The organism is Devosia sp. Leaf420, assembly GCF_001425445.1.
Lineage (GTDB): Bacteria > Pseudomonadota > Alphaproteobacteria > Rhizobiales > Devosiaceae > Devosia.
Map to the genome: position 1 here is coordinate 414,573 of NZ_LMQU01000009.1, position 26,997 is coordinate 441,569.

Genomic DNA, 26,997 nt, shown 5'->3' on the forward strand with positions numbered 1-26,997 from the left:
CAAAGGCCGAGACGGGTGAGGGGGCGCGAGCCAAACAAAAAGGCCCGGCGGCTGATCGCCGGGCCTTTTTAGTTCAGAGCCTGCAAAAATCAGACGATACCGCCCGAACCGCCCTCAACAGCCGGGCGCACTTCGGCAACCTTGGCGCGGTAGCCGCTGGCGCGGTAGGCGGCGAGGGGGTCGATGGCGCCGCCGGCTTCGAGGCGGGCCAATGCGAGGATCGGCTCGACATCGGTGCGGAAGGCGTGGCGGAGTTGTTGGGTGGCGGTCAGGGCGTCATTGTCGGACTGGGCGGCTTTGAGGGTCGCGCGGTCGACGAGGAGGGCCTGGGCGTAGGAGCGTTGGACGTCGGAGGCTGAGAGCATCAGCGACTCGATTGGGTCGGTGACATTGTGGCTCTGGTCGAGCATGTGGGCCGGGTGGAAATCGCCATCGCGGTTCTCGATGTCGACGAGTTCGTTGAAAACGAGGAACAGACGGTAGGGATCGACCGAACCGGCGTCGAGATCGTCGTCGCCATACTTGCTGTCATTGAAGTGGAAGCCACCGAGCTTGCCGAACTGGGCAAGGCGGGAGACGATCATTTCGATGTTCACGTTGGGCGCATGGTGACCGAGATCGACGAGGCAGAGGGCCTTGTCGCCCAGTTCCTTGGCGATGATGTAATTGGTGCCCCAATCCTGCACGACCGTCGAATAGAAGGCCGGCTCATACATCTTGTGTTCGGTGTAGAGATTCCAGTCGTCCGGCAGGGCGGCATAGATCGACTTGGCCGAGTCGAGATAGTTGGCGAACTGATCGGCGAAATTGACCTGGCCGGGGAAGTTGGAACCGTCGCCAACCCAGATGGTGAGGGCTTTGGAGCCGATGGTCTTGCCGATCTCGATGCATTCGAGATTGTGCTCGATCGCCTGATCGCGGGTCGCCTTTTCATAGGACGAAAGCGAGCCGAACTTGTAGCTCTGCATCTGGCCCTTGGCATCCGAGAACGTGTTCGAGTTCATCGCGTCGAAGCCGAGATTAAAGCGGCTGGCTGCCTGCTTCAGGCGGTTCGGATCGGCCTTGTCCCACGGAATGTGGAGCGAGATGGTTTTGGTCGCCTGGGTGAGCTGGGCGATGACGGCGCAGTCTTCAATCTTGTCGAAGATGTCGCGCGGTTCGCCCTTGCCGGGGAACTTGGCAAAGCGCGTGCCGCCGGTGCCAACGCCCCAGGAGGGAACGGCGACGGAGAATTTTGCGACTTTTGCCTTGATGGCGTCGATGGCGATGCCCCGGCGGTCTAGGCGTTCGCCCAGGGTTTCGTAATCGCGGCGGAGATCGGCTTCGCGCTTGGAATTGTCGGCGGTGACGATGGATGGGTCGATGATGTGTTCGGTCATGTTTTGCTCCTCCTGGGAATAAGGCCCCCTCACCCGGCCTTCGGCCGACCTCTCCCCCAGAGGGAGAGGTGTCGCTGCGCGACGGGGAGCCCCCCACCTCTCCCTTGGGGGAGAGGTCGCCGCATAGCGGCGGGTGAGGGGGCCTTGCTGTTGCTTAGCGTGGGAACGACTGGGCGTTGCCGGCGTCGACGTTGATGATGTTGCCGGTGGACTTGGCCGAGGCTTCCGAGGCGAAGAAGTAGATGGCTTCGGCGATGTCTTCGGGGAACACTGAGCGCTTCAGCATCGAGCGCTGGCGATACATCTCTTCAAGGCCGTCCTTGTCGGTCTTGTAGGTCGATGCGCGCTGTTCGAGCCATTCGCCGGCCCAGATTTTCGAGCCACGCAACACCGCGTCAGGATTGACGACGTTGACGCGGATCTGTGCTTCCGCGCCTTCGAGGGCGAGGCAGCGGGCCAAGTGGATTTCGGCAGCCTTGGCGGTGCAATAGGCAGCCGCGTTTGGCGAAGCGGCGAGGCCGTTCTTGGATGCGACGAAGACGACGTTGCCGCCGATCTTCTGTTGGCGGAAGAGACGGAAGGCTTCGCGCGAAACCAGGAAATAGCCCGTGGACAGGATGTCCATGTTCTTGTTCCAGAGTTCGAGCGAGGTGTCTTCGATCGCGGCCGAGGAGGCGAGACCGGCATTGCTGACGAGGATGTCGAGGCCACCGAATTCGACCACGGCGTGGGCGAAACCGGCGAGGACCTGCTCTTCCTTGGTGACGTTGATGTTCACCGGGCGGACGAAATCACTGCCGAAAATGCCGGAGAGTTCGGCCGTGGCGCCATCGAGGGCGGTCTGGTCGATATCGGCGAGGACGACGCAGGCGCCTTCGCGGAGAAGACGGGCGGCCGTAGCCTTGCCGATGCCGCCGGCGCCACCAGTGACGAGGGCGATCTTGCCGGCGAGGGACTTTGGCTTCGGCATACGGGCAAGCTTGGCTTCTTCAAGCAGCCAGTATTCGATGTCGAAGGCTTCCTGCTCGGGCAGGCCCTGATATTCGGAGACGGTCGAGGCACCGCGCATCACGTTGATGGCGTTGACATAGAACTCGCCGGAGATGCGGGCGGTGGCCTTGTCCTTGGCAAAGGTCAGCATGCCGACGCCGGGGATCAGGTAGACCACGGCATTGGGATCGCGGATGGCGGGCGAATTGTCGTGCTTGCAGCGGTCATAATAGGCCGCGTAGTCAGCGCGATAGTCGGCAACCTGCTGGTCAAGGCCGGCGATGACGGCGTCGACATCGGGATTGGCCGGATCAAAGTCGATGACCAGTGGACGGATTTTCGTGCGCAGGAAGTGGTCCGGGCACGAGGTTCCGAGAGCCGCCAGCGGGCGCAGATTGTTGGAATTGACGAATTCGAGCACCGCAGGCGAGTCGTCGAAGTGGCCGAGCTTGTGGCTGTCTTCGGAGATGAAGCCGCGGATTTTCGGCATGAGCTTCGCCGCGACGGCGCGGCGGGCGTCGGCGTCTAGCGACTGCACGGCCTGGCCGCCGAAAATGGTCTTGCCCTCGGTTTCCTTCTCAAACCATTCGATGGCCTGATTGATGATGCCGATGGTCGTTTCGTAGCATTCCTTGGGGGTGTCGCCCCAGGTGAAGAGGCCGTGGGACTCAAGGATCAGGCCCTTGGAATTGGGGTTCTCTTCGCAATATTTGCCGAGCCAGAGGCCGAGCTCGAAGCCCGGCTTCTTCCAGGGGAGCCAGCCGATGGAATCGCCAAAAATCTGCTTGGTCAGTTCTTTGGAGTTCTTGGAAGCCGCGATGGCGATGATCGCGTCGGGGTGCATGTGATCGACGAACGGGTGGTTCACATAGGCATGGAGCGGGGTGTCGATCGAAGCGGCGCGGGGGTTCAGATTGAACGTCGCGTGCGGCAGGTAGCCCACCATTTCGTCTTCGAATTCGACGCCGCGATAGAGACCCTTGAGGGCGCGGAGCTTGTCCATATAGAGCGTCGAAAAGCCATCGAGCTTGATCGAGGCGCTATCGCCGCCCGAACCTTTCACCCAGAGGACTTCGACCATTTCACCGGTCAGCGGGTCCTTCTGCATGATCTTGGAGGACGTGTTGCCGCCGCCATAATTGGTGACGCGCTTGTCGGACCCGAGGAGGTTGGAGCGATAAACGAGGCGCTCCGGCTCGGTCATGGACGCGGCCTTGGCGTCGTCCCACTTGTTTTCAAGGCGCTTGGGCGCGGTCGACATGAAGATTCCTCCCGAAGTGGTGGCGCCTCGGTGCGAAGCGCAGGGTTGCGGAGTTTGCCCCACCCACCGGCTGTCATCCCCGCGCAGGCGGGGATCCATCTTGAGATCTCAGGATGGGCCCAGGCTCGAGGCCGGGGTGACAACCGTGTGTTTGGTCGCTCTCGAGGGGTGATCCGAAAGCCGGCAACACATTCGTTTGGCGCGGACATGGCCATAGAACGGTTGACGCTGTCAATCACAAACGATCATCAATCATCAGATGTGCGCGAAGATGATTGTAAATGGCAAAATGCTGATTGACTCTGCTTGGAAAGAATGAAAGCACTGCGCCTGAGGAGTATCAGCATTGCACGAAACGGAACGCCATCGCGTTATTCTCGCCGCCGCCCAGTCCCATGCCATGGTGACGGTTGCGGACCTGTGCGATCTGACGGGCTCTTCCGAAGCGACCATTCGCCGGGACATTGCCGCGCTCGACGAGCAGGGCAAGGTGCGGCGTGTGCGGGGCGGGGCCGAGGCGATCAACCCGCCATCGCAGGGTGGCTTGGTCGGGCGGCCATTTTCGGTCAATGAAACGATCAACATCGCTCAGAAGCGCGCAATCGCCAAAGCGGCGGCCGATCTTTGCAATGACGGCGAGCCGATCATCATCAATGGCGGCACGACGACCTATCAGATGGTGCATCACCTGACGACCAAGCGCGTCAGTGTCTTCACCAATAGCTTCGCCATCGCCGAATTCCTCATCCACAATTCGCGAAATCCCGTCGTCATTCCTGGCGGCACGGTCTATCGCGAGCAGAACGTCATCCTCTCGCCCTTTGGCGGTGTGGTGGCGAGTCACTTTTATGCCAAGCGCATGTTCATCGGCTGCCAGGGGATCGGCGCCCATGGGCTGATGGAGGCGGACCCCATGGTCGTGCAGTCCGAGCTGGGACTGATCGGGCAGGCGGATGAGCTGATCGTTCTTGCCGACTCTTCCAAATTTACAGGCCGCTCAAGTTTGATCTTGTGTGGCCTCGATAAGATTGCCGCTGTCATCACCGACGCCGGCATCCGCGACGAAGACCGACAGATGCTGGAAACGGCGGGCGTGCGGTTGATCGTCGTGGAGACGCCTGCTCAGGCCGCCGTGGCTTGAGAAACATCGCAAAATCCCAGGGAGGGAATTTATGAAGCTCTTTAAACTGATGGCCGCTACCGCTGCTGCCGCCATCCTTCTGGCGACGCCTGCCTTTGCCCAGACGCGCATTGCGCTCGTGGTAAAGTCGCTCGGCAACGGTTTCTTCGACGCCGCCAACAAGGGCGCGCAGGACGCGGCCAAGGAACTCGGCGATATCGAGGTCATCTATACCGGCCCGACCACCGCGACCGCCGAAGCCCAGATCGAAGTCGTCAATTCGCTGATCGCCCAGCAGGTCGACGCGATTGCGATTTCCGCCAATGACCCGGATGCTCTCGTGCCCGTGCTGAAGCGCGCCATGGACCGCGGCATCAAGGTTATCTCGTGGGATTCCGGCGTGGCGCCGGAAGGCCGCCAGATCCACCTCAACCCATCGGAAACCGCGCTGATCGGCGAAACCATCATCAAGCTGGCGGCAGACTATCTGCCCGAAGGCGGCGATGTTGCCATTCTTTCGGCCGCCTCCACCGCGACCAACCAGAATGCCTGGATCGAAGCGGCCAAGGCTGTCATTCCGGAAAAATTCCCTAACATCAACCTCGTCGCGACCGTCTATGGCGATGATGACTCGGTGAAGTCGACCGAAGAAGCGCGCGGCCTGATCTCGGCCTATCCGAACCTCAAGGCCATCATCGCGCCGACCACCGTTGGCGTCGTTGCCGCGGCTCAGGTCGTCACCGACCAGAACCTGATCGGCAAGATCAACGTCACCGGCCTCGCGCTGCCATCCGAGTTCAAGCAGTTCATCGACAATGGCGCGAGCCAGGCCGTGGCGCTGTGGAACCCGATCGATCTCGGCTACTCGGCCGTCTACCTCGCCAATGATCTCGTCAAGGGCGAAGAAGCCAAGCCAGGCGCAGTGTTCTCGATCGGCAAGGTCGGCGAAGTGACGCTCGACGACACGAACTCGGCTGCGATGGCCGCTCCGTTCCAGTTCGACAAGAGCAACATCGAAGAATTCTCGAAGATCTATTGATCTTTCTTCACCTCTCCCTCCGGGGGAGAGGTCGATGCGAAGCAGCGGGTGAGGGGGCCTTTCCGAAACAGGAGGGCCCCCTCACCCCAACCGAATTCGCAAGAGCGAATTCGGTGATCCTCTCCCCCAGAGGGAGAGGGGACTGGACCGAGTGCGTGGCGAGACCACCACCACGCCAAGGAATAAAAAAATGACCGACCCCATCCTGACCCTTTCGGGTATCACCAAGACCTTCCCCGGTGTGCGGGCGCTGCATGATGTGGCGCTGGAGCTTTATCCCGGTGCAGTGACGGCGCTGATCGGCGAGAATGGGGCCGGCAAGTCGACGCTGGTGAAGACCATGACCGGGATCTATCAGCCGGACGCGGGCGAGATCCGGGTTGGGGGCAAGGTCGTGACGCTGCCGACGGCGATCTCGGCGACGGCGGCGGGGGTTACCGCGATCCACCAGGAAACGGTGCTCTTCGATGAGCTGACCGTGGCCGAGAACATCTATCTCGGGCATGCGCCGCGCAATCGCTTCGGCATGATCGACTGGAAAACCATGAAATCGGAGGCGCAGAAGACGCTCGATTCCATGGCGGCCGGGATCGATGCCGATATTCCACTCAAGGAATTGGGGATTGCCAAGAAGCATCTGGTCGCCGTGGCGCGGGCGCTCAGCGTCGATGCGCAGGTCGTGATCATGGATGAACCGACCGCGGCGCTCTCCCAGAAGGAAATCGAGGAGCTTTATGTGCTCGTCGAACTCCTCAAGAAGGACGGCAAGGCGATCCTCTTCATCTCGCACAAGTTCGACGAAATCTATCGCATCGCCGACCGCTATACTGTGTTCCGCGACGGTGAAATGGTGGGGAAGGGCTTTATCAAGGATACGCCGCAAAGCGAGATCGTCAAGATGATGGTCGGCCGCTCGGTCGATCAGATTTTCCCGATGCGCGCGGCGACCATTGGGGCGCCGGTGCTCGAGGTGACGGGGCTCAGCCATCCGACCGAGTTTGAGAACATTTCGTTTTCAGTGCGGAAGGGCGAGATTCTTGGGTTTTATGGCCTCGTGGGTGCCGGGCGCTCCGAGGTGATGCAAGCCGTTTTCGGGATGACCGAAGTGTCGGGCGGCACCATGGTGCTCGATGGCAAGACGATCGCGCCGCGCTCGCCCGCCGATGCCGTGGAAGCTGGCATCGTCTATGTGCCGGAAGAGCGCGGCAAGCAGGGTGTCATTACCGGCGAGCCGATTTTCAAAAACGTGTCGCTACCGAGCCTTGATAAGACCAGCTCAAAGGGCTTCATCCGCATGGCGGAAGAATACAAGCTGGCGCGGACCTATACCGAGCGGTTGGATCTCCGCGCTTCTTCGCTGAGCCAGAATGTGTCGACCCTGTCAGGCGGCAACCAGCAGAAGGTCGTCATCGCCAAGTGGCTCGCAACGCTGCCCAAGGTTATCATTCTCGATGAACCGACCAAGGGCATCGATATCGGTTCGAAAGCAGCGGTGCACGAATTCATGGGCGAACTCGTGAGCCAGGGGCTCTCTGTGATCATGGTCTCGTCGGAACTGCCGGAAATCCTCGGCATGAGCGACCGCGTCGTCGTTATGCGCGAGGGGCTGATGGTCGACACGCTCGACAATACCAACTTGCAGCCCGAGACGCTGGTGCGTCTGGCGGCTGGCATTGCTGAGGAGAAGGCGGCATGAACCGGCTGCTGAAAACCCGCGAACTCTGGCTGGCCCTCGGCATTTTCGCCGTCATCGTGCTGGTGACGCTGCGCTTCCCGCGCTTTTCCCAACCGGGCAATCTGCTCACCATTTTCAACGACACGTCGATCCTGATGATGCTGGCGCTGGGGCAGATGGCCGTCATCCTGACGCGCTCGATCGATCTTTCGATGGCGTCGAACCTGGCACTGACGGGCATGGTCGTGGCCATGATCAATGCGGCAGCGCCCGGCGTGCCGATCCCGTTGCTGATTGCCGGCTGCGTCGTGGTTGGCGCGGCGCTGGGGGCGTTCAACGGTATTTTGGTCTGGAAGCTCGATATTCCGCCGATCGTCGTCACCCTCGGCACGTTGACGATTTTCCGTGGCCTCGTCTTCGTGATTTCGGGCGGCGCCTGGGTCAATGCGGCGCAGATGAGCCAGGAATTCATCCAGCTTCAGCGCGGGTCTTTCCTTGGGCTGCCGATCCTCTCGTGGTTTGCCGTGGTCGTCGCGGGGCTCGTCTATCTCCTCATGACGCGCACGCCGCAGGGCCGGGCCTTTTACGCCATCGGCGTCAATCCGACGGCGGCCGTCTATACCGGCATCAATGTCGGGCGGACCAAGTTTCTCGCCTTCGTGCTGGCCGGGGCCATTTCGGGCCTTTGCGGCTATCTCTGGATTTCGCGCTATGTGATCGCTTCGGTGGAAGTGGCCGGTGGCTATGAACTGACCATCGTTGCGGCCTGCGTCATCGGTGGCGTGTCGATTGCCGGTGGCATCGGGACGGTGGCGGGTGCGCTGCTTGGCGCGCTGTTCCTCGGCGTCGTCAACAACGCGCTGCCGGTGATCGGTGTCTCGCCGTTCTGGCAGATGGCGATTTCGGGCGCGGCGATTCTGATTGCCGTGGTGCTCAATGGCCGGAGCGAGCGGACCAAGGGGCGGATTATTTTGAATAAGGCGGAGGCGGGGGCATGATGAGCGGAGCTGCTGTATCGCATCACCCCCTCCCAGCCTCCCCCATCAAGGGGGAGGTGTTGCATCCAGTTTGGGATGAGATTTTGTGCCCCCCACCGGCCTTGCACCTCCCCCTTGATGGGGGAGGTTGGGAGGGGGTGACGGCACCCATAAACCCATCCATTTCCACTCTCACGCCGGGAGCCCCTTCATGACCGATTTCCCTGCAACCGGCCGTCAGCTTCCGAACCGGCTCGACAAGCCGCTGAAATCCGCTGTGCTCAGTTGGGAAAGCCTGCTGGTGCTCGTCGCGCTGGCGATCTTCATCGCCAATTCGTTTGCCTCGCCCTACTTCCTCAATGAGTGGAGCTTGAGCGATATGACGTTCAACTTCACCGAAAAGGCGCTGATCGCGCTTGCCATGGCGCTGATCATCATCACCGGTGAGATCGACCTGTCTGTCGCCTCGATCATTGCGCTTGCCTCGACCATGATGGGCCTGGCGCTGCAGGCAGGAGCGGATACGCCCGTGCTCGTCATGGTGGGGATCTGTGTCGGAGTGCTCTGCGGGGCGTTCAACGGGTTCCTGGTGACCGGGCTCAAGCTGCCCTCGATCGTCGTTACCATCGGTACGATGAGCCTCTTCCGCGGCATCGCCTATATTGTTTTGGGCGACCAGAGCTTTAAGGGTTACCCGGCGAGCTTTTCCTGGTTCGGGCAGGGCTATGTGTTCTGGGTTATCTCATTCGAGCTGGTGCTCTTCGTCGTGGCAGCCGTCATTTTCTATGTGCTGCTGCAGCACACCAATTTCGGGCGCCGGGTCTATGCGATCGGCAATAATGCGACGGCGGCGCGGTTTTCCGGTGTGCGCGTCGATCGCATCAAATTCGTGCTGTTCTGCCTGACCGGGCTGATGAGCGGCATCGCGGCGGTGCTTTTGACGGCGCGGCTGGGGTCGACGCGGCCGTCGATTGCGGAAGGTTTTGAGCTCGAGGCTGTAACCATGGTTGTCCTGGGTGGCGTTTCCATCCTTGGCGGTTCCGGCACGATCATCGGCGTTGTGCTCGCGGCGCTGATCATGGGCCTTGTGACCTTCGGGCTTGGGCTCCTCAACGTGCCGGGGATCGTCATGTCGATTTTCATCGGCTCGCTGCTGATCGTCGTGATCGCGCTGCCGATCCTGTTCCGCATGTGGAGGCAAAGACGCGCATGATCACCGATAACGGCTACGAAAAGCACGCCTTCAAGATGCGGCTCAATCCCGGCATGAGCGCCGAATATAAAAAGCGCCACGACGAGATATTTCCCGAACTCGTCGACCTGCTGCACGCTGCGGGCGTGAAGGATTATTCGATCCATCTCGACGAAGAGACCAACACGCTGTTCGGGGTTTTGTGGCGGCGGGTGGATCACACGATGGCGGATTTACCCAGTACCGAGGTCATGAAGCGCTGGTGGGCGCATATGGCCGACATCATGGCGACAAATGAGAAGAACGAGCCGGTATCGGTAGATTTACTGCCGGTGTTTTGGATGAAGTGAGGGGTCCACTTAATCCATAATCCTCAGGCTTGCCCCGAGGGTCGCAGCCCATGAGCGCAGGCGCGGTGGCTCCCGCAAAGGCCCTCGGATCAAGTCCAAGGGAAGAATGGTGGGTAGGTTGGATTGGGACGCGCCGGACGTCGTGAGTGACACGTCCACAATCATGTCTGCATCTTCCCGGATTTACCAAACCATCCCCGGTCTTCCCTCGGGCTTGACCCGAGGGTCCCTACCCCTGCGCGCGAGTGCGGTGGCTCCCGCGGAGGCCCTCGGATCAGGTCCGAGGGAAGATGGGTGGGTGTGGTTGGATTGGGGGCCGACTTGAATTGTCAGCCGGGCAAAATACCGAGATAGAGGTCTTCCCATTCGGGATTGTCTTTCTCGATCAGCGCGACTTTCCACGCGCGCGGCCAGTGTTTCATGCTCTTTTCGCGCTGCATCGCGAAGTACATGTCTTGGTGCTCTTCGTAATAGACGAGGAGGTGACACTGGTACTTTTGGGTAAAGCTCGGGACCAGATCGTTTTTGTGTTCCCAGACACGGCGGACGATGTCGCTGGTGGCGCCGATGTAGATCGTGCCGAACTTGCGATCAGCCATAATGTAGAGCCAGGCCATGGCTGATTTCAGTTCCAAATGGCCGGTAGGTCGACACTGGAGTGTGTGTTGTATTAGAGATGTTCGGCAAGTGTAGGCCTGAACAATACTCCTGTGGCTTTCATGAAGGCCCTCGGATCAAGTCCGAGGGAAGATAGGTGGGTGGGGCGATTTGAAGTTCAAACCAAACTTTCGCGGCTGCTGGCGGTGCTTAGCGGCTTAAACTCAGAACTATCCACAAGCACTGCGTTTTCCCTCGGGCTTGACCCGAGGGTCGCTTCCCCCACGTACCTCTTCAACGGATCGTCGCTCTGAACTACTTCCCCACTTCATTCCGCCAGGAATATTGCGGCGAATAGCCCAGCATCCGCTTGGCCTTCTCGATCGAGAGCAGCGTGCCATTGGTCGAGATGTTGCCCTTTTGGGGAACATTGGGGAACACTTCGGCGAGGAGCGAGGTGTTGGAGCGGGTCATTACCGAATCTGCATTGGCGATGATGAAGGCCTCAAAGCCCTTGAAATCGGCCTGGAGCGAACGCCGCACGGCCTGGGCGCCGTCGCGGGCGTCGATATAGCCCCAGAGGTTCCACTTGCGCTTTTTCGGGTCGCTGTCGAACCCCGGGAAGGCGGCGTAGTCTTCGGGGTACATGACGTTGGAAAAACGCAGGCCGACGATCCGAAGCTCGGGGTCCCAGCGGCAGAATTGGGCGGCCATGGTTTCGTCGAGCAGTTTTCCCAGTGAATAAGCGCTTTCGGGGCGGGGGAAGTATTCTTCATCGACCGGCGCATAGGGCGGGGGGCTGTCGAAGGGGAGGCCGAGAACGGTTTCGCTCGAGGCAAAGACGACATTCTTGATCTTCGCCAGACGGCAGGCCTCGAAGACATTGTAGGTCGTCGGGACATTGTTGGCGAATGTCCTAGCATTGGCGGCGAGACCAGGCGCGGGAATGGCCGCAAGATGCACGACGGCGTCGAAGGGCCCACCGCGCTCATCGACGCCGCCGAGAATGGCCGAGGCGACTTCGCCGAAATTGGTGAGGTCGATACGCACCGAGGGGCAGATCGGTTCCGAGAGCGTCTGGTTATCGACATTGAGCACGTCATAGCCATGGGCCACGAGATCGCGCAGCACGGCGCGACCGAGCTTGCCGCTGCCCCCGGTGACGAGAACCTTCTTCATCCGAACCTCCTCAAATTCCACGCGGATTTCCTGCGCGACTATTGGGAAGAAGGTTAGGCGGAATTGCTGGCCTTGCCAACAGGGAGCGCTCTCTCGCGCGGATGAACCGAAACTGAACGGGGCCATCAGGCTAAGTTCAAACGGAGAGGGCCATTCTCACGCCATGATGAATTTGATCGTCGGGGGACGAACATGAACAAGCGCCAGGAAAAGGTTTTGGTCGCCACGCTTTGTGGTCTCGTGATCGCGGTGACGGCCGGGTTCGTGGTGCAGCCCGTCATGGCGGCGAGCTATGATGTGGGCCAGCCGGCGCAGGTGTCGCGCGTTGCGCCCTGGGATGTGCTGCAGGTGCGCAAATGGCCGGCGAGCTATTCGCGCAAAGTCGGCAGCTTTGGGCCGGGAACTCCGGTTTGGGTCGAGCGTTGTATCGAGGTAGCGAAAAGCTCGGACTGGTGCCTTGTCGATAATGACGAGACGCGCGGTTGGGTGAACTCTCGCTACCTCTCACCGCTCGGCGGCAGAGAAATCTGATTTTTAGGCCGACCCCTCCATCGGCTGATTTTAGTGACTGTGTACTGACCTCCCCATGCATTGACTTTTCCGGTCGCTGATTGTTCCTCAAGAGCAGTCAGGACCGGAGTTTTCTTTTATGGATGCCAATCCCGTTCTCGCCGAAGCCGTGCGCGGCAATTGGGTGGAAAATCGCCATCGCGGCGCTTTTGTCGTGATTGATGCCGATGGGCGGGTGATTGCCTCGGCAGGCGATATCGAGCGGCCGGTCTTTCCGCGCTCGGCGATCAAATCCATGCAGGCCCTCGCGATCTTCGACCGGCATGCGGTGGAACGGTTTCATCATTCTTCCGAAGAACTGGCGCTGGCTTGCGCTTCGCATCATGGCGAAGAGGTGCATACGAGCCGGGTTGGCGGATTTTTGCAGCGCATGGGGCTGTCGGTGGCGACGCTTGAATGCGGCGCGCATCAGCCGACCAATGGCGCGGCGCGCGAGGTACTCAGGGAAAAGCATGAGGAGCCAAGTGCGCTCCATAACAATTGCTCGGGCAAGCATGCCGGCATGTTGAGCGTGGCTCTGGCCATGGGCGTGCCGACGGAAGGCTATGTCAGCCGCGAGCACGATGTGCAGCGCGCGGTGCGGGCGGCGGTGGAACTGGTGATCGGCGAGGAGCTGACCGAGGACCGCTGCGGCACGGACGGGTGTTCGATCCCGACATGGGCAGCGCCGATCCGGGCCTGGGCGCATGGCTTTGCGCGGATGGCGACGGGGAACGGGCTCGATGCCGGCCACGCGGCGGGAGCGCAGGCGCTGTTCGATGCGGCGACCACCCATCCGCTGCTCGTAGCGGGAACGGGCCATCTCGACACGCTGGTGATGGAAGCTTTTGGTGGCCGCGTCATGCAAAAGGGCGGGGCCGAAGGCGTGCAATGCGGCGCCATCCGCGACAAGGGCTGGGGCTATGCGCTCAAATGCGACGACGGCAATATGGCGGCGAGCCAGGCGATGGTCGCGGCGCTGCTGCTGAAATTTGCGGAGCCGGATGAGGGGCAGCGCAAGGTGTTGGAGCAGTTTGTTAGGCAGCCGACGGTGAATGTGCGGAAGACGGTGGTGGGGGAGATGCGGGCGGTTGGGATTTAGCACAACCCCCACCTAGCCTCCCCCTCGTAGGGGGAGGGATCTGATGGTGTTGCCCGGGTATGGTGGCAAGAGCCATCTATTCCTCCCCCTTCAGGGGCAGGTTAGGTGGGGCACTACCTGATCGTCACATGCGGATATTTGTCTGCCGCGGCGCGGAGGTCCGGCTCGGTGATCTTGGTCCATTCTAGGCCGACGATTTCGCCGACTTTGGGCTCGTAAATCATGTTGTCGGCGATCAGCACCGGGCCAGGATCGTCGGCAACGGTGACGCCAATGCCGACATCGCTTGCATAGACGACATTGTTGGCGATGACGATCGAGCGCATGAAGCGGCCGAAGCCTGCGGCGATGGCGACGCCGGGGACGTTTTCGACGACATTGCCGGTGACCGAAACTTCGGCTTCGACATAGATGCCGACGGGGACAGTGTCCGGATTGACCTCGGATTTGGGCGAGATATTGCGCACGATATTGTTGGCGCAGGTGGCGAGATGCCCCTCGCTGTCGAGATTGGTGATGGAAATGCCGGTTGCGGCGCCGTCGATGAGGTTTTCGGCGATGATCGAGCCGGAAAAGCCGAATTCGGAGAAGATCGCGACCTCGCCACAGGTGCGGCACTGATTGCCGGAGACGACGGTGTTTTTCGTGGTGTTGAGGCGCACGGCGGTGAAGGCGCAATCGCTGATGTGATTGTCCGAAACGATCACTTCGTCGGCGAGATAGACATTGATGCCATTGCCGTTCTGGCCATTGCCGCCGGCTTTCCAATCGATATTGGCGATGCGGTTATTGGTGACGATGGAGCCATCGACGCCTTTGGTATCGCGCCAGATGCGAATGCCGGCATTGCCGCAGCCATCGATGTGATTGCCGGAAATGAGCGAGCCCGTGCTTTCGAGCGAATGGATGGCGCAATCGGCGTGATTGAGGAAGACGCAATCTCTGACGCGGACCGCGCTGGCATGCATACCGAGGGCAATGTTGGAGCCATCGGTGAAATGGCAGCGCTCGACGGTGATGTCGGTGCCGGTTTCGATGCCGAAGAGCGGGTCGGTGCCGCTATTGCCGGTAAAGCCGATGTCGCGGACGATGGTGCTTTGCTGGTTGGAAATGACGAGGGCAGGGCCGCCGGAGGCGACGAGCCAGGTGGCGCCGGGTACGCCCTCGAGCGTGAAATTGGATTTGAGATTGATCTGGCCGACGCGGAAGCGGCCGGCGGGGAGCGTGAGTTTGCCGACGGCGCTATCGATAGCGGCCTGGAGAGCGGCGGTTTGGTCGCTATCGCCATCGGACACGAGATCGGCCGTCTGCGCCTGAACCGGCGCGGAAGCGGCCGCGGCGAGGGCGGAGAGACCGAGAACGGCGTGGCGGCGGGAAATCGTTGTTTCTTGGCGCATGATTGTATTGTGCCAGCTTTCGGGCGCGGCGCGAGGAAAAGCGGGGGAATTGGTGAACGGGGCCATCCTTCCGTGCCTTGTTTGCCCGCCAACGGCGCGGCTATAACGGGGGAATGGTTTTAGAGAGAGGCATGCAATGCTCGTTGACGGTAAGATCTATCTCGGGACGAGCACGCGGCCGGAATATCTGAGCCTTAAATATGGCAATCGGCATGGGCTGGTGACCGGGGCGACGGGCACGGGCAAGACCGTGACGCTGCAGGCGCTGGCCGAGGGATTTTCGGCGGCGGGGGTGCCGGTCTTTGCGGCTGACATCAAGGGCGATCTTTCGGGTGTGGCCAAGGGCCAGCCGATCCAGGAATGGCAGACCAAGCGCGCCGAGGAGATCGGCTTTACCGACTATGCCAATGACGCTTTTCCGGTGGTGTTCTGGGACCTTTTCGGGACCAAGGGGCATCCGGTGCGTGCGACCATTTCGGAGATGGGGCCGGTGCTGCTGAGCCGCATTCTCGATCTCAACGATACGCAGGAAGGCGTGCTCAATATTGCCTTTCGCGTGGCCGACGAGGAAGGGTTGCTGCTGCTCGATTTGAAGGATCTGCGCGCGCTGCTGGTCAATCTCCAGGAGCGGGCCAAGGAGATTTCGGGACGCTATGGCAATGTTTCGACCGCGTCGATCGGCGCGATCCAGCGGGCGCTCTTGGTGCTGGAGCAGCAAGGCGCCGACCATTTCTTTGGCGAGCGGGCGCTCGAAATTGCCGACCTGATGCGGACCGATAGCGACGGGCGCGGGTTCATTTCGATCCTCGCGGCCGATCAATTGATGGCCTCGCCGCGGCTCTATGGGACGTTTTTGCTGTGGCTGCTGTCCGAGCTGTTCGAAGAGCTGCCGGAAGTGGGCGATCCGGAGAAGCCGAAAATGGTGTTCTTCTTCGACGAGGCGCACCTGCTTTTTGATGACGCACCCAAGGCCCTGATCGATAAGGTCGAGCAAGTCGTCAAACTCATTCGCTCCAAGGGTGTCGGCGTCTATTTTGTGACGCAGAACCCGATCGATATTCCGGAAAATGTGCTGGCGCAGCTTTCCAACCGCGTGCAGCACGCGTTGCGCGCCTATACGCCGCGCGAGCAGAAGGCGGTAAAGGTGGCGGCGGAAACCTTCCGCCCCAACCCAGCTTTTTCGACCGAAGAGGTGATCACCCAGCTTGGGATCGGCGAGGCTCTGGTTTCGGTGCTGGAGGATAAGGGCGTGCCCTCGATGGTGGGGCGGACGTTGATCCGGCCGCCTTCGGCGCAGGTGGGGCCGCTCAATCCGGCGGAGCGCGATGCGACGCTCGCCAATTCGCCGGTTGGCGGTCTCTATGACACGGTGGTCGATCGCGAGTCGGCCTTCGAGATTTTGGAAAAGCGGGCGCGCGATCGGCAATTGTCGGATGAACGGGCCAAATATGATGCCGAGGACCGGGCGCGGGCCGATCAGATGGCGCGGGAAACGGCGCGCGAAGAACGCGTGACCCAGCCGCGGCGAACGAGCCGGCAGACGCCGGCAGAGGCGGCGATGAACTCCTTTGCGCGAACGGTGGCCAATCGGCTCGGCAGCGCCATCGTGCGCGGCATTCTCGGCAGCCTCAAGGGACGATGACCATGGCCGATCTTTCGAAGACCCAGCCGGTTATCGGCATTTTCGCTTCGGACAAGGGGCCAGGCGATCCGGAACGCGCGAGCCTGATGAGCCAGACGGGAACGCTGTTTGCCCGGCGCGGCGCCCAGCTTTTGTGCCTCTGGGAGAATGGGGTGTGCCCGCTACCACTGATGACGGCGGCGCGGACGGCGGGCGGACCGGTGTCGATCCTGGCGGATGAAGAGGTAAGCGTGCCGCCGACTTTGGCCGGGGTGCCGGTGCGGGTCGTGGAGGATCGGGCGGCGCGGCACGCGCTCTTGGCCGAGGAAGCGCAGGTTTTGCTGGCTCTGCCGGGCTCGCTAGCTTCGGCAAGTTCGCTGTTCGGCGCCTGGGCGGCAGGGCAGGGGAAGCCCAAGCCCGTGGTGATGCTCAACCGCCACCGGGCTTTTGAGGTGGTGAAGGGTTTCGCTGGCGACGTGCTGTCGCATTCGGTGGCTGGATATGACCGCAATATCCAGTTTGCGGACAATGTCGAGGATCTCTGGCACAAGGTCAGTTGGGTGCTGGAGAGACGGTGAGGGAGCGAGGCTGATAATGGGAAGGCCCCCTCACCCGGCTTGGTTTGCAAGCCGACCTCTCCCCCAAAGGGAGAGGTGTCGCTGCGCGACTAAGGGAACTCTCACCTCTCCCTTGGGGGAGAGGTCGACGGCGTAGCCGGCGGGTGAGGGGGCCTTACCCGATTAAGGCTCAAGGCCCGGATGCATGGGCCGGCGGGTGTTGGGGAATAGCGGGACCACATTGTCCGTCGTCCGGCGCGTCGGGCTCGGCTGGGGTTTTGGCATGGGGACGCGGTCGCGGCGGTCGGGGCCGCGGTAGCCGTTGCCGAGGAGGCCGACGACGCTGCGATTGATGAGGCGGGCCTGGACGCGCTGCAACAGGTGGCGCGGGGACATGGGCTTGACGAGGACCTCGTCGATGCCGGCGCTGATCGACTGGTGACGCATGGGCGGAGTGATGGCGCGGGTAAGCGCGATCACCGGAAGGTCGCGGCTGACGAAAGTGGGGTCGAGGCGGATGGCTTCGACCATTTCATAGGCCGGGCGACCGTCGCGATCGAAATCGACCACCAGCATATCGAGCGGGGCGATGCGCATATAGGCGAAGAGCTCGCCTTCGCTTTCGAACGGACGCACGCGCAGGCGTGAGTCGCCGGCGAGGACCATCGTCAGAACGGACGTCAATGCGGGGTTAGCGGCCAATACGGCCACTGTTTTCGGCTTTGTCGTCAACGCTTTTCCCCGGTTAGTAAACAATCCGTTAACACGGACTGAATCGCGCTGGAAGCGTTGCATTCCGCTAAGCAGTGGGAATTGTTGGGAAAGTGAACGGCGAGAGGGGTTTGCGAAAACGCTTTTCGTGTTTGCCAAAGACACCCCCTCCCAACCTCCCCCATCAAGGGGGAGGTGCGGGCCGGTGCTTTTGGACGAAGCGTGCCACACACTCGATGCGACACCTCCCCCTTGATGGGGGAGGCCGGGAGGGGGGCGCTGGACTAAAAGAAAACCCGCCAGCTTGCGCGGGCGGGCTTTCTCAGAAATCTCAGGATGGGCCCCGGCTTTCGCCGGGGTGACAGCCGGTGATGGAAATCAGGCCGTGGCTTCTTCGAAGAGCAACTCGACGTGTTCCCAGTTCACGAGATTGTCGAACCAGGCTTCGAGGTATTTCGGGCGGGCGTTGCGGTAGTCGATGTAATAGGAGTGTTCCCAGACGTCGACGCCGAGGATCGGCTTGCCGCCATAAACGAGCGGAGATTCGCCGTTTGCGGTCTTGGAAATTTCGAGCTTGCCGTTCTTGACGGCGATCCAGGCCCAGCCGGAGCCGAACTGGGTCGTGCCGGCCTGAATGAAATCGGCGCGGAGCTTGTCGAAGCCGCCGAGATCGGAATCGACCGCCGCCTGAAGCTTGCCGGGGAGCTTGTTGCCGCCGCCGTTGGGCTTCATCCAGTTCCAGAAGTGGACGTGGTTATAATGCTGGCCGGCATTGTTGAAGAGGCCGGCATTCTTGCCGAAGCTTTCCTTGACGATGTCTTCGAGCGGCAGGATTTCGAGACCCGAACCTTCAAGCAGCTTTTCGCCATTGGTGACGTAGGCCTGATGGTGCTTGTCGTGGTGGAATTCGAGCGTTTCGGCGGACATGTAGGGCCCGAGCGCATCGTAAGCATAGGGCAGCGGCGGCAGGGTGAACTTGGTCGACATGGATAGTCTCCGTTTCTGAAAAAGGATGACGCTGAAGCGAAACAGGAATTACGGATTGGTTATAGGCAGTCTGACTTGTCCCAACAATGACGGGGCGGGAACTAACCGTCCAATCCCACCGACTTTATCGCAAAGGCATAACACTCGGCGGTTTCCTTGAGGCGATCGAAGCGGCCGGAAGCGCCGCCATGGCCCGCGCCCATATTGGTCTTAAGATATAATGGCGCGGTGCCCGTCGCGGTTGCGCGCAGTTTTGCGACCCACTTGGCCGGCTCCCAATAGGTGACGCGCGGATCGGTAAGGCCGGCGAGGGCGAGGATCGGCGGATAGTTTTGAGCCGAGACGGCTTCATATGGCGCATACGCGGCGATGCGGGTGTAGTCCGCTTCCGAGGTGATCGGATTGCCCCATTCGGGCCATTCGGGCGGAGTGAGCGGCAGGGTTTCGTCGAGCATGGTGTTGAGCACGTCGACGAAGGGCACCTGGGCGATGACGCCGGCCCAGAGATCGGGGCGCATATTGGCGATGGCGCCCATCAGCATGCCGCCGGCGGAACCGCCTTGGGCGACGATTTTGCCCTTTTGGGTGTAGCCGGCTTCGATCAGCGCTTCGGCGGCGGCGATGAAGTCGGAAAAAGTGTTGGTCTTGAATTCGCGGCGGCCGTTTTTGTACCAGGCATAGCCCTTATCCATGCCGCCGCGAATATGGGCGATGGCGTAGACGAAGCCGCGATCGACGAGGGAGAGGACCGAAACGGAGAAGCTCGCGGGCATGGACATGCCATAGGCGCCGTAGCCGTAAAGCAGGGTCGGGTTATTGCCGTTAAGCGGCGTGCCCTTTTTGTAGAGAAGCGTCACCGGGACTTCGGCGCCGTCGGCGGCTTTGGCGAAGATGCGGCGGGTTTCGTAAGCGTCCTTGTCGTGGCCGGAGGGGACTTCCTGGGTCTTTAGGAGGGTGCGCGAGCCGGTCGCGAGATCGACGTCGTAGACCTGGTTGGGCGTCGTCGGAGAGGAATAGGAGAGGCGGAAGACGGTAGTGTCGAATTCGTAGCCGACCGACATGCCGAGGGAATAGGCTTCTTCTTCGAAGCGGACCACGTCTTCCTTGCCCGAAGTGAGATCGCGCACGACGATGCGCGGCAAGCCGTCGCGGCGTTCGAGGCGGAGGAGATGGTTCTTGAGGACGATAGTGTCGAGGATCAGCGTGCCGGCTTCGTGGGGGACGAGGTCGGTCCAGTTTTCGGCACCGGGATTGTCGAGCGGCGCGGTGACGACCTTATAGTCCTCGGCGCCGTCGGCATTAGTGCGGATATAGAGAAGGCCATCGCGCTCTTCGACGTCGTACTCTCGATCGGTAAGGCGGGGGGCAACGAGGCGCGGTTCGCCGCCGGTTTCGGCGTCGATCAGATAGACTTCGGACGTCTGGTGATCGTGCGCGTCGATGATGATGAACTTGTCGTTCTGGGTCTTGCCGACGCCAACGAAGAAGCCGGGATCTTTTTCTTCGTAGATGATCGGGTCGGCGGATTGCTCAGTGCCGATCGTGTGGCGGCGGATGCGGTAGGGACGGTGGTTGTCGTCATATTCGGTGTAGTAGATCGCCTTGGAATCATTGCTCCAGACATAGGAGCCGGCGGTGTCGGCGATGGTTTCCGGGCTATCCGTGCCGGTTTCGAGATCGCGGATGACGATGTCATAATATTCCGAGCCGGCGCGGTCGGCGGCCCAGGCGAGATAGCGGTGGCTGGCGTCATGGTCGGCGCCGGCAAAGCCGAAGTAACCGTCGCCGGCTTCGATATTGCAATCGAGGAGAACGGTTTCGGGGCCGCCGTCGCGCGGGGTGCGGACGACCTGCGGATATTGCTTGCCCTCGAGCAAGCGCGAATTATAGGCCCAGGGGCCATCGGGCGAGGGAATGCCGCTATCGTCTTCTTTGATGCGGCCGCGGATTTCCTTGTAGATCTTGTCCTGCAGCTCCGCCGTGGGCTTGCCGAACTGGTCTTCGTAGAAAGAATTTTCGGCCTCAAGATAGGCGCGGATTTCCGGATCGAGCGTTTCCGGGCTCTGCATGACCTCCTGCCAATTATCGGCGCGCAGCCACGCCCAGGGATCCTCGCGGGTCACGCCGTGATGGATATGGCTATGGGGCACGCGCTTGGCTTGGGGCGGGGTGGTCTTGGTCATAAAGTTATTCCGCTTTGGAGGCAGGAGTGGTGGCTAGGACATAGGCGGGGCGCGCGGGAATTGCCAGAGGCGCGAAAGCTGGGCGCAACATGCTGGCGCAGTCCGATTTGGCTTGTTCCCGCTTCGTGAGTGGTTAAGCTTTGATTCACAAAAGAAGAACCAAGAACCCTTTGGAGGGGCTGAGTGGGGCTGTCCCTGGATGCGAGCATCGCCCTTGTGGCGATAGCGCCCTTTGTTGCGGCGCTATTGGCGCCGTTCATCCATAGTCTGGCGGGACGCTATTCGGCCTGGATCCTGGCGCTGGTGCCGGCCGGCATTTTCATGCTGCTGATCCGTCTGGGCGAGACGGTGATTGGTGGCGGTACGCTGACGGCCGCGATCGACTGGGTGCCGGCCTATGGACTGACGCTCGGCTTTTTCGTCGATGGGCTGAGCTTGGTTTTCGCGCTGACCATTGCCGGGGTGGGCACGCTAATCCTCCTCTATGCCGGAGCCTATCTTCGAGGGCATCCGCATCTCGGGCGCTTCTATGCGTATATTCTCGCCTTCATGGGCGCGATGCTGGGGCTGGTGCTGGCCGATTCCATGCTGGCGCTGTTTTTGTTCTGGGAAGCGACGTCAGTTACTTCGTTCCTCCTGATTGGGTTCGATCATAGCCGGCAGGCGGCGCGTCGGGCGGCAATCCAGGCGCTGGTGATCACCAATATCGGTGGCATGGCGCTGCTGGTCGGCGTGATTTTGCTCCAGCATGTCGGTGGAACGTGGCTTCTAAGCGAGCTGCGCGACATGGGTGAGGTGGCGCGCGGTTCGGGTCTTTATGGCGTCTTGCTCGCCCTGTTCCTGCTAGCCGCTTTCACCAAATCGGCGCAGTTTCCGTTCCACTTCTGGCTGCCCAATGCCATGGAAGCGCCGACGCCGGTTTCCGCCTTTTTGCATTCGGCGACCATGGTCCAGGCTGGGGTTTATCTACTCCTGCGCATGACGCCGGTTCTGGGCGGCACACCGGTCTGGACCGGATTATTGCTCGGTTTTGGCGGGGTGACGCTGATCTGGGGCGCGCTGGCGGCGTTGCGCGAGACTGATCTGAAACAAATGCTGGCGCAGACGACGATTGGTTCGCTGGGCCTACTCGTCGTGCTGATCGGGCTTGCGACCGAGGCGGCGATTGCTGGGGCCGTGCTCTATTTCATCGCTCATGCTTGCTACAAGGCGGGGCTCTTCATGGTCGCCGGCGCGGTGGATCATGGCGCGGGGACGCGCGAGATCAATGCGCTTGGCGGGTTGGCCGACAAGATGCCGGTGACCTTTATCGGCGCGGCGCTGGCGGTGCTCTCGATGCTCGGCCTGCCGCTGACCCTCGGATATTTCGCCAAGGAAGAAATGTATCTGGCGGTGACCGGCGGCGACTTCGGCATGCTGGCGGTCTTGCTGGTGCTTGTAATCGGCAATGCGCTGCTGGCGGGCGTGGGCTTGATCGTGATGATCCGGCCATTCCTCGGCGATGTCGTCGAGACGCCGAAGGCCGTGCATGAGGCGCCGATTGCCATGCTGGCGGGGCCGATCCTGCTTGGTGGCGTGGGTGTGGTGCTGGGACTATTGCCCGATTGGCTGGGCCATGACGTGTTGGCGCAAGCCGGCAGCGCGATATTGGGGCAGGGGATTGAGAGCCATCTGTCTCTCGCGCTCGACATCACGAGCCCGTTGCTCTGGCTCTCGGCGATCACATGGCTGGCTGCCATTTTGGTGTTCCAGAAAGGTCACGTCATCCGGGCTGTGCTGCGGCGGTTCAATGCCGTTCTGCCCTCGGCAGATCGGATGTTTGACCTTGTGATGTTCGGGCTCATTCGCTTTGCGGCAGCGGTGACGCGGGCGCTTCATCACGGCAGGCTCGAATATTATTTGGCATTGCTCTTCATGTGCCTGACGCTGGCGCTGTTCCTGCCCATGCTCATGCTAGGTGGGTTCGACTGGATGGTGCCGACGGCCGATCTCGGCGATTGGTCCAAGCGCCTGGTGCTGCCGGCGCTGGAACTGCACGAGTGGGGCGTTGTGCTGCTGGCGGTGCTGGGGCTCCTTGCGGTCTTGATCGCGCAGAGCCGCTTGGTTGCCATTCTCTCGCTTGGCATTCAGGGCACAGCGCTTGCGCTGATTTTCCTGCTCTTCGGCGCGCCGGATTTGGCTTTCACCCAGTTGATGGTCGAAATTCTTTCGGTCGTGATCCTGACGATCGTCATGACAAATCTCAAACTCGACGCGCGCGATCACCGGCCGTTCGAGGATTGGGCGCGGGACGGGACCATTGCCGTGGTCTGCGGGGCAGGGTTGAGCCTGCTGCTGATGCTGGTTTTGAGCGGTACGCTCGATGACCGTTTGGCGGAATTCTTCACCCGGACCAGCGTGCCGATCGCGCATGGGGCCAATATCGTCAATGTCATCCTCGTCGACTATCGCGGCTTCGATACGCTGGGCGAGATTTCGGTGGTGATTGGCGCTGGTATCGCCATCCTAGCGCTGTTGCGGCGCCGCAAGCCTGGGAGTGAAGCACGATGAATACGCTGCTTTTCCGCACGGCTGCGCCGCTCATCGTTGCGACCATGCTGGTCTTTTCAGTCTATATCTGCCTTCGCGGCCATAACGAGCCAGGCGGCGGCTTTATCGGCGGGCTGATCGCCGCATCGGCTATCGCCGTTTATGGCATGGCGGCGGGCGTGCCCGCGGTGCGCCGGGCGCTCAAACTCGATCCGATGGCGATTGCCGGGGCTGGCGTTTTGCTGGCCGGAGTGTCGGGGCTTTTGAGCCTGTTCATCGAGGCGCCTTTCCTTACCAGCATTTGGCTTTACCTCGATCTCGGGGAGACGGTGGTGCCGCTGTCGACGCCGCTGTTTTTCGATATCGGCGTCTATTTGACGGTCTTCGGCACGCTTTCAGCAGTGGCGCTGGCCCTTGAAAGCGACAGCGAGGAGGACCTCTGATGGATTATGTTCTGGCTTTGCTGGTCGGGGTCTTCGTGTCGCTCGGGGTCTACCTGCTGCTCTCGCGCTCGGTGATCCGCATGATCCTCGGCATGACTATCTTGGGCAATGGCGTCAATTTGCTGATCTTTACCGCGGGCCGCGTCACGCGCGGGGTGGCGCCGATCGTGCCGGTGGGGCTCGATACACCCGCAGGGCCGATCGCCAATCCGCTGCCACAGGCGCTGATCCTGACGGCAATTGTCATCGGCTTTTCGATGTTCGCCTTCCTGCTGGTGCTGGCCTATCGCGCCTATCAAAGCCTTGATGCCGACAACACGGACCGCATGCGGCTCGCCGAGCCTGACAATGCGCCGCAACCGCCATTGAGCTACTGACATGGAAGACACGGCGCTATCGGGATTGCCGCCCGCCATGATCGAAACCGCAACGGCGCTCGCCGATTGGCTCGTGATTTTGCCAATCGTGCTGTCGCTGATGGGTGCGGCACTGCTGCTGGTGCTGCGCGGACAAAAAGGCTTGCCGGTCATCGTGGCCGCCTTGGTCGTCTGCGGAATTATCGCTGCCGATGTCGGGCTGTTGCTGCGGATTTTGGAAACCGGGCCGGTAAGCATGACCATGGGGCGCTGGTTGCCACCCTTTGGCATTGCGCTGACGGCTGACCTCTTTGGCGCCGGTTTTGCGTTGGCGGCGGCGGTGGTAACGCTGGCGGTGGTGCTTTATGCCGAAATGGGGCGCGATGACGGGCAAAGCCGCGATGGTTTCCATGCCATGGTGTTGCTGCTGCTCGGCGGGGTGAGCGGCGCGTTTCTGACCGGCGATCTCTTCAATCTCTATGTCTGGTTCGAGGTCACGCTGATCGCTTCGTTCGGGCTGATTGTTCTGGGCGGGACGCCGCCGCAGATCGATGGGGCGGTCAAATATGGCTTCATCAATTTCCTGGCGACGACGCTTTTTCTTCTGGCGTTGGGGCTGACCTATGGCCTGCTCGGCACGCTCAATATGGCCGACATTATCCGCGAGGCCCCTAGCGCTGACCGGGCAGCGCTGACGGGGATCGCGGCGCTCTTGCTGCTGGCCTTCGGGATCAAGGCGGCGGCGTTTCCGCTCAATGCCTGGCTGCCGGCGTCTTACCACACGCCGCGTCTCGCGGTTTCGGCGCTGTTTGCGGCGCTGCTGACCAAGGTGGGCGCCTATGCGCTGCTGCGGACGCTTATCGCGCTTCTGCCGCAGAGCCGGGAGCTGCTGGAACCGGTACTGGTGATCCTGGCGGTCGCCACGCTGGTGATTGCGCCGCTCGGGGCGATTGCCGAAACCAATCTGCGGCGCGCGGCGGGGTTCTTTGTTATTTCAGGGATCGGCGCCATTCTGGCTGGGATCGCCATGCCAAGCGCCGAAGGTGTGGCTGGGGCAGGGGTCTACATCTTCCATGCCATGCTGTCGGTGGCAGCGCTTTATCTTGTTATCGGGATTATCGAGGTGCGGACGGGCGCGCGCGATACGCGAGCGATGGGTGGGCTCTATGCGAGAAGTGCGCCGCTTTCGATCCTGTTCTTCGGGACGATCCTGGCGCTTGCCGGCGTGCCGCCATTTCTGGGCTTTTGGCCAAAACTGCTCATCCTGCAGGCGGGTGTTGCCGAGGGCGGGATGGGCTGGGTGCTGGTCTCGGCGCTCGTGGTCAATGCCGTGCTGGTGTTGATCGCCGGCACGCGGATCTGGGCGCATATTTTTTGGCGGAACGGCCCCGAGGGCGTGGCGGGGGTGAATGAGCCGCTGCCTTTACCGCCGCTGACCGGGTCAGGGCGCTTGGCGATGGGGGCGACGGCAGTTCTGACGCTCATCGTCTTTGCCATCGGGCTCTGGCCCAATCCAATGCTGACCGTGGGGCAGGCAGGGGCGGTCGATCTCATTGATACGACCCGCTATGTCCAAGCGGTCGGGTTGGCGGAGGTGACGCCATGAACAGTGCTTTTCTCGTCGTCATCCTGGCGCTGATCTGGGCTGGCATTTCGGGCAATTTTTCCGGGCTCAACCTGCTCTTTGGCGGTGTGATCGGCAGCGTCGCCATTTTCGTGTTGCGGTCCTCGGTCAGAGATCGTGGCTCATTGCGCAAGGCGCGGCAGCTTTTGGGGCTGGCGCTGCTGTTTCTCGTCGAACTGCTGATGAGCGCCATTCGCGTTGCGGCAATCGTGCTGCGGCCCGATGTGAAATCGGCGATCCGGCCTGCGGTCGTTGCCGTACCGCTGACGGTCAAGTCGGATGCAGAGATTACGCTTCTTGCCAATATGATTACCCTGACCCCGGGGACACTCAGCATCGACGTCGCCGAGGACCGCTCGGTGCTCTATGTGCATGTGCTGTCGATGACGAGCGAAGCGGCCGTGATCGCCGATATCAAGACCGGGTTCGAAGCGCGGATTGCGGAGATCTTCAAATGAGCGTCGCGCAATTTCTTGATTTGAGCAGTCTTATCGCGCTGGTTTTGCTGAGTGCAGCGCTGTTGTTGTCGATCGTGCGCATTGTTATCGGGCCGACCTTGGCCGATCGCGTCCTGGCGCTCGATCTGCTGACGGTGGTGGCCATGGGATTTATTGGCGCCGTAGCCATTCGCACCGGGCTGACGCTGTATTTGGACATTGCGCTCGCGCTCGCCCTTTTGGGCTTTCTCGCGACTGTGGCCTTAGCGCGATACATCATGCGACGTGGTCTTAAAGAAGATCACGCAATGGAGGCGCAATCAAAGTGAGAGATATCGTGCTCTGCCTTGGAGGCGGTTGTTTGATTCTGGGGGCGATATTCACGCTCATCGCCGCACTCGGAGTCATTCGCCTGCCTGACCTCTACACGCGGATGCACGCCGCCTCCAAGGCAGGTGCCGTGGGCGGTGGGCTCGTTTTGCTGGCGGTCGGGCTGGTGAGCCTTGATGCCGCAGTGGCGCTCCGCGCATTGATCGGTATTGTGTTTCTGCTGCTCACAACACCCTTGTCCGCGCATCTCCTTGCCAGAGCGAGTTATCTTGGCAATCAACCGCTTGGGGAAAGTAGCGTAGGGGTTGATCCTAAGACACGATTGGAACAAAATTCCCAAGCATGAATAAACCCGAGTGAATTCGGTTTATATTGCAGTTCAGAGTTGCGTGCTGCAGTAAACAGAATTAGG

25 protein-coding genes are annotated in these 26,997 nt (G+C 61.2%); 17 read left to right on the forward strand and 8 right to left on the reverse strand.

Features of this window, described 5'->3' with window-relative positions; genetic code table 11:
- Positions 1–89 precede the first annotated feature (89 nt).
- Complete coding sequence (gene rhaI / locus ASG47_RS06600; RefSeq protein WP_061907923.1) at positions 90–1,379, reverse strand: L-rhamnose catabolism isomerase; 1,290 nt, start codon at positions 1,377–1,379, stop codon at positions 90–92.
- 154 nt (positions 1,380–1,533) lie between these two features.
- A complete protein-coding gene (locus ASG47_RS06605; protein WP_061907924.1) occupies positions 1,534–3,630 on the reverse strand; it encodes a bifunctional rhamnulose-1-phosphate aldolase/short-chain dehydrogenase in 2,097 nt (698 codons plus the stop codon).
- 346 nt (positions 3,631–3,976) lie between these two features.
- On the opposite strand from ASG47_RS06605, the gene ASG47_RS06610 reads away from it, so the two are divergent.
- From ASG47_RS06610 to rhaM, 6 genes are all read left to right on the forward strand, one after another.
- A complete protein-coding gene (locus ASG47_RS06610) occupies positions 3,977–4,771 on the forward strand; it encodes a DeoR/GlpR family DNA-binding transcription regulator (protein WP_061907925.1) in 795 nt (264 codons plus the stop codon).
- 31 nt (positions 4,772–4,802) lie between these two features.
- Complete coding sequence (gene rhaS / locus ASG47_RS06615; protein ID WP_061907926.1) at positions 4,803–5,789, forward strand: rhamnose ABC transporter substrate-binding protein; 987 nt, start codon at positions 4,803–4,805, stop codon at positions 5,787–5,789.
- Between the two features lie 190 nt (positions 5,790–5,979).
- Positions 5,980–7,485 (forward strand): sugar ABC transporter ATP-binding protein, encoded by a 1,506-nt coding sequence (locus tag ASG47_RS06620; protein WP_061907927.1) that lies wholly within the window; start codon positions 5,980–5,982, stop codon positions 7,483–7,485.
- Positions 7,482–8,462, forward strand: a complete 981-nt coding sequence (locus tag ASG47_RS06625) for an ABC transporter permease (RefSeq protein ID WP_061907928.1) — start codon at positions 7,482–7,484, stop codon at positions 8,460–8,462. The genes ASG47_RS06620 and ASG47_RS06625 overlap by 4 nt, the downstream gene beginning before the upstream one ends.
- A 190-nt stretch (positions 8,463–8,652) precedes the next feature.
- Positions 8,653–9,654, forward strand: coding sequence for an ABC transporter permease (locus ASG47_RS06630; RefSeq protein WP_061907929.1), 1,002 nt, complete (start codon positions 8,653–8,655; stop codon positions 9,652–9,654).
- Entirely contained in the window at positions 9,651–9,983 is a 333-nt protein-coding gene (rhaM, locus tag ASG47_RS06635; RefSeq protein WP_061907930.1) for an L-rhamnose mutarotase, read from the forward strand. The genes ASG47_RS06630 and rhaM overlap by 4 nt, the downstream gene beginning before the upstream one ends.
- Before the next feature lie 329 nt (positions 9,984–10,312).
- Here rhaM and ASG47_RS06640 read toward each other — a convergent pair whose 3' ends face one another.
- Both ASG47_RS06640 and ASG47_RS06645 read right to left on the reverse strand, forming a co-directional pair.
- Positions 10,313–10,600: a GIY-YIG nuclease family protein gene (locus ASG47_RS06640; RefSeq protein ID WP_061907931.1), complete on the reverse strand. Its 288-nt coding sequence runs from the start codon at positions 10,598–10,600 to the stop codon at positions 10,313–10,315.
- A gap of 295 nt (positions 10,601–10,895) precedes the next feature.
- Positions 10,896–11,759, reverse strand: coding sequence for an NAD-dependent epimerase/dehydratase family protein (locus ASG47_RS06645; protein ID WP_061907932.1), 864 nt, complete (start codon positions 11,757–11,759; stop codon positions 10,896–10,898).
- A 192-nt stretch (positions 11,760–11,951) separates the two neighbouring features.
- On the opposite strand from ASG47_RS06645, the gene ASG47_RS06650 reads away from it, so the two are divergent.
- Together ASG47_RS06650 and ASG47_RS06655 are read left to right on the forward strand one after the other, a co-directional pair.
- Positions 11,952–12,290 carry an SH3 domain-containing protein gene (locus ASG47_RS06650; RefSeq protein WP_061907933.1) on the forward strand — a complete coding sequence of 113 codons (339 nt, stop codon included), beginning with the start codon at positions 11,952–11,954 and terminating at the stop codon, positions 12,288–12,290.
- Positions 12,291–12,408: 118 nt separating this feature from the next.
- Positions 12,409–13,410, forward strand: coding sequence for an asparaginase (locus ASG47_RS06655; RefSeq protein WP_061907934.1), 1,002 nt, complete (start codon positions 12,409–12,411; stop codon positions 13,408–13,410).
- Between the two features lie 113 nt (positions 13,411–13,523).
- Here the strand turns inward: ASG47_RS06655 and ASG47_RS06660 are convergent, their stop codons facing one another.
- Positions 13,524–14,807: a TIGR03808 family TAT-translocated repetitive protein gene (locus ASG47_RS06660; RefSeq protein WP_162243228.1), complete on the reverse strand. Its 1,284-nt coding sequence runs from the start codon at positions 14,805–14,807 to the stop codon at positions 13,524–13,526.
- Positions 14,808–14,943: 136 nt separating this feature from the next.
- Between ASG47_RS06660 and ASG47_RS06665 the strand changes: the two genes are divergently transcribed.
- Complete coding sequence (locus ASG47_RS06665; RefSeq protein ID WP_061907936.1) at positions 14,944–16,449, forward strand: helicase HerA-like domain-containing protein; 1,506 nt, start codon at positions 14,944–14,946, stop codon at positions 16,447–16,449.
- A 2-nt stretch (positions 16,450–16,451) separates the two neighbouring features.
- Positions 16,452–17,006, forward strand: coding sequence for a hypothetical protein (locus ASG47_RS06670; RefSeq protein WP_156464016.1), 555 nt, complete (start codon positions 16,452–16,454; stop codon positions 17,004–17,006).
- A 162-nt stretch (positions 17,007–17,168) separates the two neighbouring features.
- On the opposite strand, the gene ASG47_RS06675 is transcribed toward ASG47_RS06670, so the two are convergent.
- From ASG47_RS06675 to ASG47_RS06685, 3 genes are all read right to left on the reverse strand, one after another.
- Positions 17,169–17,717, reverse strand: a complete 549-nt coding sequence (locus ASG47_RS06675) for a two-component system response regulator (protein ID WP_162243229.1) — start codon at positions 17,715–17,717, stop codon at positions 17,169–17,171.
- A 357-nt stretch (positions 17,718–18,074) separates the two neighbouring features.
- Entirely contained in the window at positions 18,075–18,683 is a 609-nt protein-coding gene (locus ASG47_RS06680; RefSeq protein ID WP_061907939.1) for a superoxide dismutase, read from the reverse strand.
- A gap of 101 nt (positions 18,684–18,784) precedes the next feature.
- On the reverse strand, positions 18,785–20,866 hold the full coding sequence (locus ASG47_RS06685; RefSeq protein WP_061907940.1) for a S9 family peptidase: 2,082 nt from the start codon (positions 20,864–20,866) through the stop codon (positions 18,785–18,787).
- Between the two features lie 183 nt (positions 20,867–21,049).
- Here ASG47_RS06685 and mbhE point away from each other — a divergent pair, with 183 nt between their 5' ends.
- Genes mbhE through mnhG form a run of 7 tightly spaced genes read left to right on the forward strand, consistent with a single transcriptional unit; the run spans position 21,050 to position 26,931 of the window.
- The gene (gene mbhE / locus ASG47_RS06690) at positions 21,050–23,416 is read left to right on the forward strand and encodes a hydrogen gas-evolving membrane-bound hydrogenase subunit E (RefSeq protein WP_244487047.1); all 2,367 of its coding nucleotides are present in this window, start codon (positions 21,050–21,052) and stop codon (positions 23,414–23,416) included.
- The gene (locus ASG47_RS06695) at positions 23,413–23,838 is read left to right on the forward strand and encodes an MnhB domain-containing protein (RefSeq protein WP_061907941.1); all 426 of its coding nucleotides are present in this window, start codon (positions 23,413–23,415) and stop codon (positions 23,836–23,838) included. Before mbhE ends, ASG47_RS06695 begins: the two co-directional genes overlap by 4 nt.
- Positions 23,838–24,215 (forward strand): Na+/H+ antiporter subunit C, encoded by a 378-nt coding sequence (locus ASG47_RS06700; protein ID WP_061907942.1) that lies wholly within the window; start codon positions 23,838–23,840, stop codon positions 24,213–24,215. Before ASG47_RS06695 ends, ASG47_RS06700 begins: the two co-directional genes overlap by 1 nt.
- 1 nt (position 24,216) lies before the next feature.
- Complete coding sequence (locus ASG47_RS06705) at positions 24,217–25,800, forward strand: proton-conducting transporter membrane subunit (protein ID WP_082511608.1); 1,584 nt, start codon at positions 24,217–24,219, stop codon at positions 25,798–25,800.
- The gene (locus ASG47_RS06710) at positions 25,797–26,276 is read left to right on the forward strand and encodes a Na+/H+ antiporter subunit E (RefSeq protein ID WP_061907944.1); all 480 of its coding nucleotides are present in this window, start codon (positions 25,797–25,799) and stop codon (positions 26,274–26,276) included. The genes ASG47_RS06705 and ASG47_RS06710 overlap by 4 nt, the downstream gene beginning before the upstream one ends.
- A complete protein-coding gene (locus ASG47_RS06715) occupies positions 26,273–26,584 on the forward strand; it encodes a cation:proton antiporter (protein ID WP_061907945.1) in 312 nt (103 codons plus the stop codon). Before ASG47_RS06710 ends, ASG47_RS06715 begins: the two co-directional genes overlap by 4 nt.
- Positions 26,581–26,931, forward strand: a complete 351-nt coding sequence (gene mnhG, locus ASG47_RS06720; RefSeq protein ID WP_061907946.1) for a monovalent cation/H(+) antiporter subunit G — start codon at positions 26,581–26,583, stop codon at positions 26,929–26,931. Before ASG47_RS06715 ends, mnhG begins: the two co-directional genes overlap by 4 nt.
- The last annotated feature ends 66 nt before the right edge of the window (positions 26,932–26,997 follow it).

What these genes read in the sequence shown, in the direction of transcription:
- ASG47_RS06605 (WP_061907924.1), bottom strand. Translation starts at nt 3,630, where the DNA reads ATGTCGACCGCGCCCAAGCGCCTTGAAAACAAGTGGGACGACGCCAAG.
- rhaM (WP_061907930.1), top strand. Translation starts at nt 9,651, where the DNA reads ATGATCACCGATAACGGCTACGAAAAGCACGCCTTCAAGATGCGGCTC.
- ASG47_RS06660 (WP_162243228.1), bottom strand. Translation starts at nt 14,807, where the DNA reads ATGCGCCAAGAAACAACGATTTCCCGCCGCCACGCCGTTCTCGGTCTC.
- ASG47_RS06680 (WP_061907939.1), bottom strand. Translation starts at nt 18,683, where the DNA reads ATGTCGACCAAGTTCACCCTGCCGCCGCTGCCCTATGCTTACGATGCG.
- ASG47_RS06715 (WP_061907945.1), top strand. Translation starts at nt 26,273, where the DNA reads ATGAGCGTCGCGCAATTTCTTGATTTGAGCAGTCTTATCGCGCTGGTT.
- ASG47_RS06670 (WP_156464016.1), top strand. Translation starts at nt 16,452, where the DNA reads ATGGCCGATCTTTCGAAGACCCAGCCGGTTATCGGCATTTTCGCTTCG.
- ASG47_RS06700 (WP_061907942.1), top strand. Translation starts at nt 23,838, where the DNA reads ATGGATTATGTTCTGGCTTTGCTGGTCGGGGTCTTCGTGTCGCTCGGG.
- ASG47_RS06625 (WP_061907928.1), top strand. Translation starts at nt 7,482, where the DNA reads ATGAACCGGCTGCTGAAAACCCGCGAACTCTGGCTGGCCCTCGGCATT.
- ASG47_RS06695 (WP_061907941.1), top strand. Translation starts at nt 23,413, where the DNA reads ATGAATACGCTGCTTTTCCGCACGGCTGCGCCGCTCATCGTTGCGACC.
- ASG47_RS06640 (WP_061907931.1), bottom strand. Translation starts at nt 10,600, where the DNA reads ATGGCCTGGCTCTACATTATGGCTGATCGCAAGTTCGGCACGATCTAC.
- ASG47_RS06630 (WP_061907929.1), top strand. Translation starts at nt 8,653, where the DNA reads ATGACCGATTTCCCTGCAACCGGCCGTCAGCTTCCGAACCGGCTCGAC.
- ASG47_RS06685 (WP_061907940.1), bottom strand. Translation starts at nt 20,866, where the DNA reads ATGACCAAGACCACCCCGCCCCAAGCCAAGCGCGTGCCCCATAGCCAT.
- ASG47_RS06710 (WP_061907944.1), top strand. Translation starts at nt 25,797, where the DNA reads ATGAACAGTGCTTTTCTCGTCGTCATCCTGGCGCTGATCTGGGCTGGC.
- ASG47_RS06650 (WP_061907933.1), top strand. Translation starts at nt 11,952, where the DNA reads ATGAACAAGCGCCAGGAAAAGGTTTTGGTCGCCACGCTTTGTGGTCTC.
- ASG47_RS06705 (WP_082511608.1), top strand. Translation starts at nt 24,217, where the DNA reads ATGGAAGACACGGCGCTATCGGGATTGCCGCCCGCCATGATCGAAACC.
- rhaS (WP_061907926.1), top strand. Translation starts at nt 4,803, where the DNA reads ATGAAGCTCTTTAAACTGATGGCCGCTACCGCTGCTGCCGCCATCCTT.
- ASG47_RS06655 (WP_061907934.1), top strand. Translation starts at nt 12,409, where the DNA reads ATGGATGCCAATCCCGTTCTCGCCGAAGCCGTGCGCGGCAATTGGGTG.
- ASG47_RS06620 (WP_061907927.1), top strand. Translation starts at nt 5,980, where the DNA reads ATGACCGACCCCATCCTGACCCTTTCGGGTATCACCAAGACCTTCCCC.
- ASG47_RS06645 (WP_061907932.1), bottom strand. Translation starts at nt 11,759, where the DNA reads ATGAAGAAGGTTCTCGTCACCGGGGGCAGCGGCAAGCTCGGTCGCGCC.
- rhaI (WP_061907923.1), bottom strand. Translation starts at nt 1,379, where the DNA reads ATGACCGAACACATCATCGACCCATCCATCGTCACCGCCGACAATTCC.
- ASG47_RS06665 (WP_061907936.1), top strand. Translation starts at nt 14,944, where the DNA reads ATGCTCGTTGACGGTAAGATCTATCTCGGGACGAGCACGCGGCCGGAA.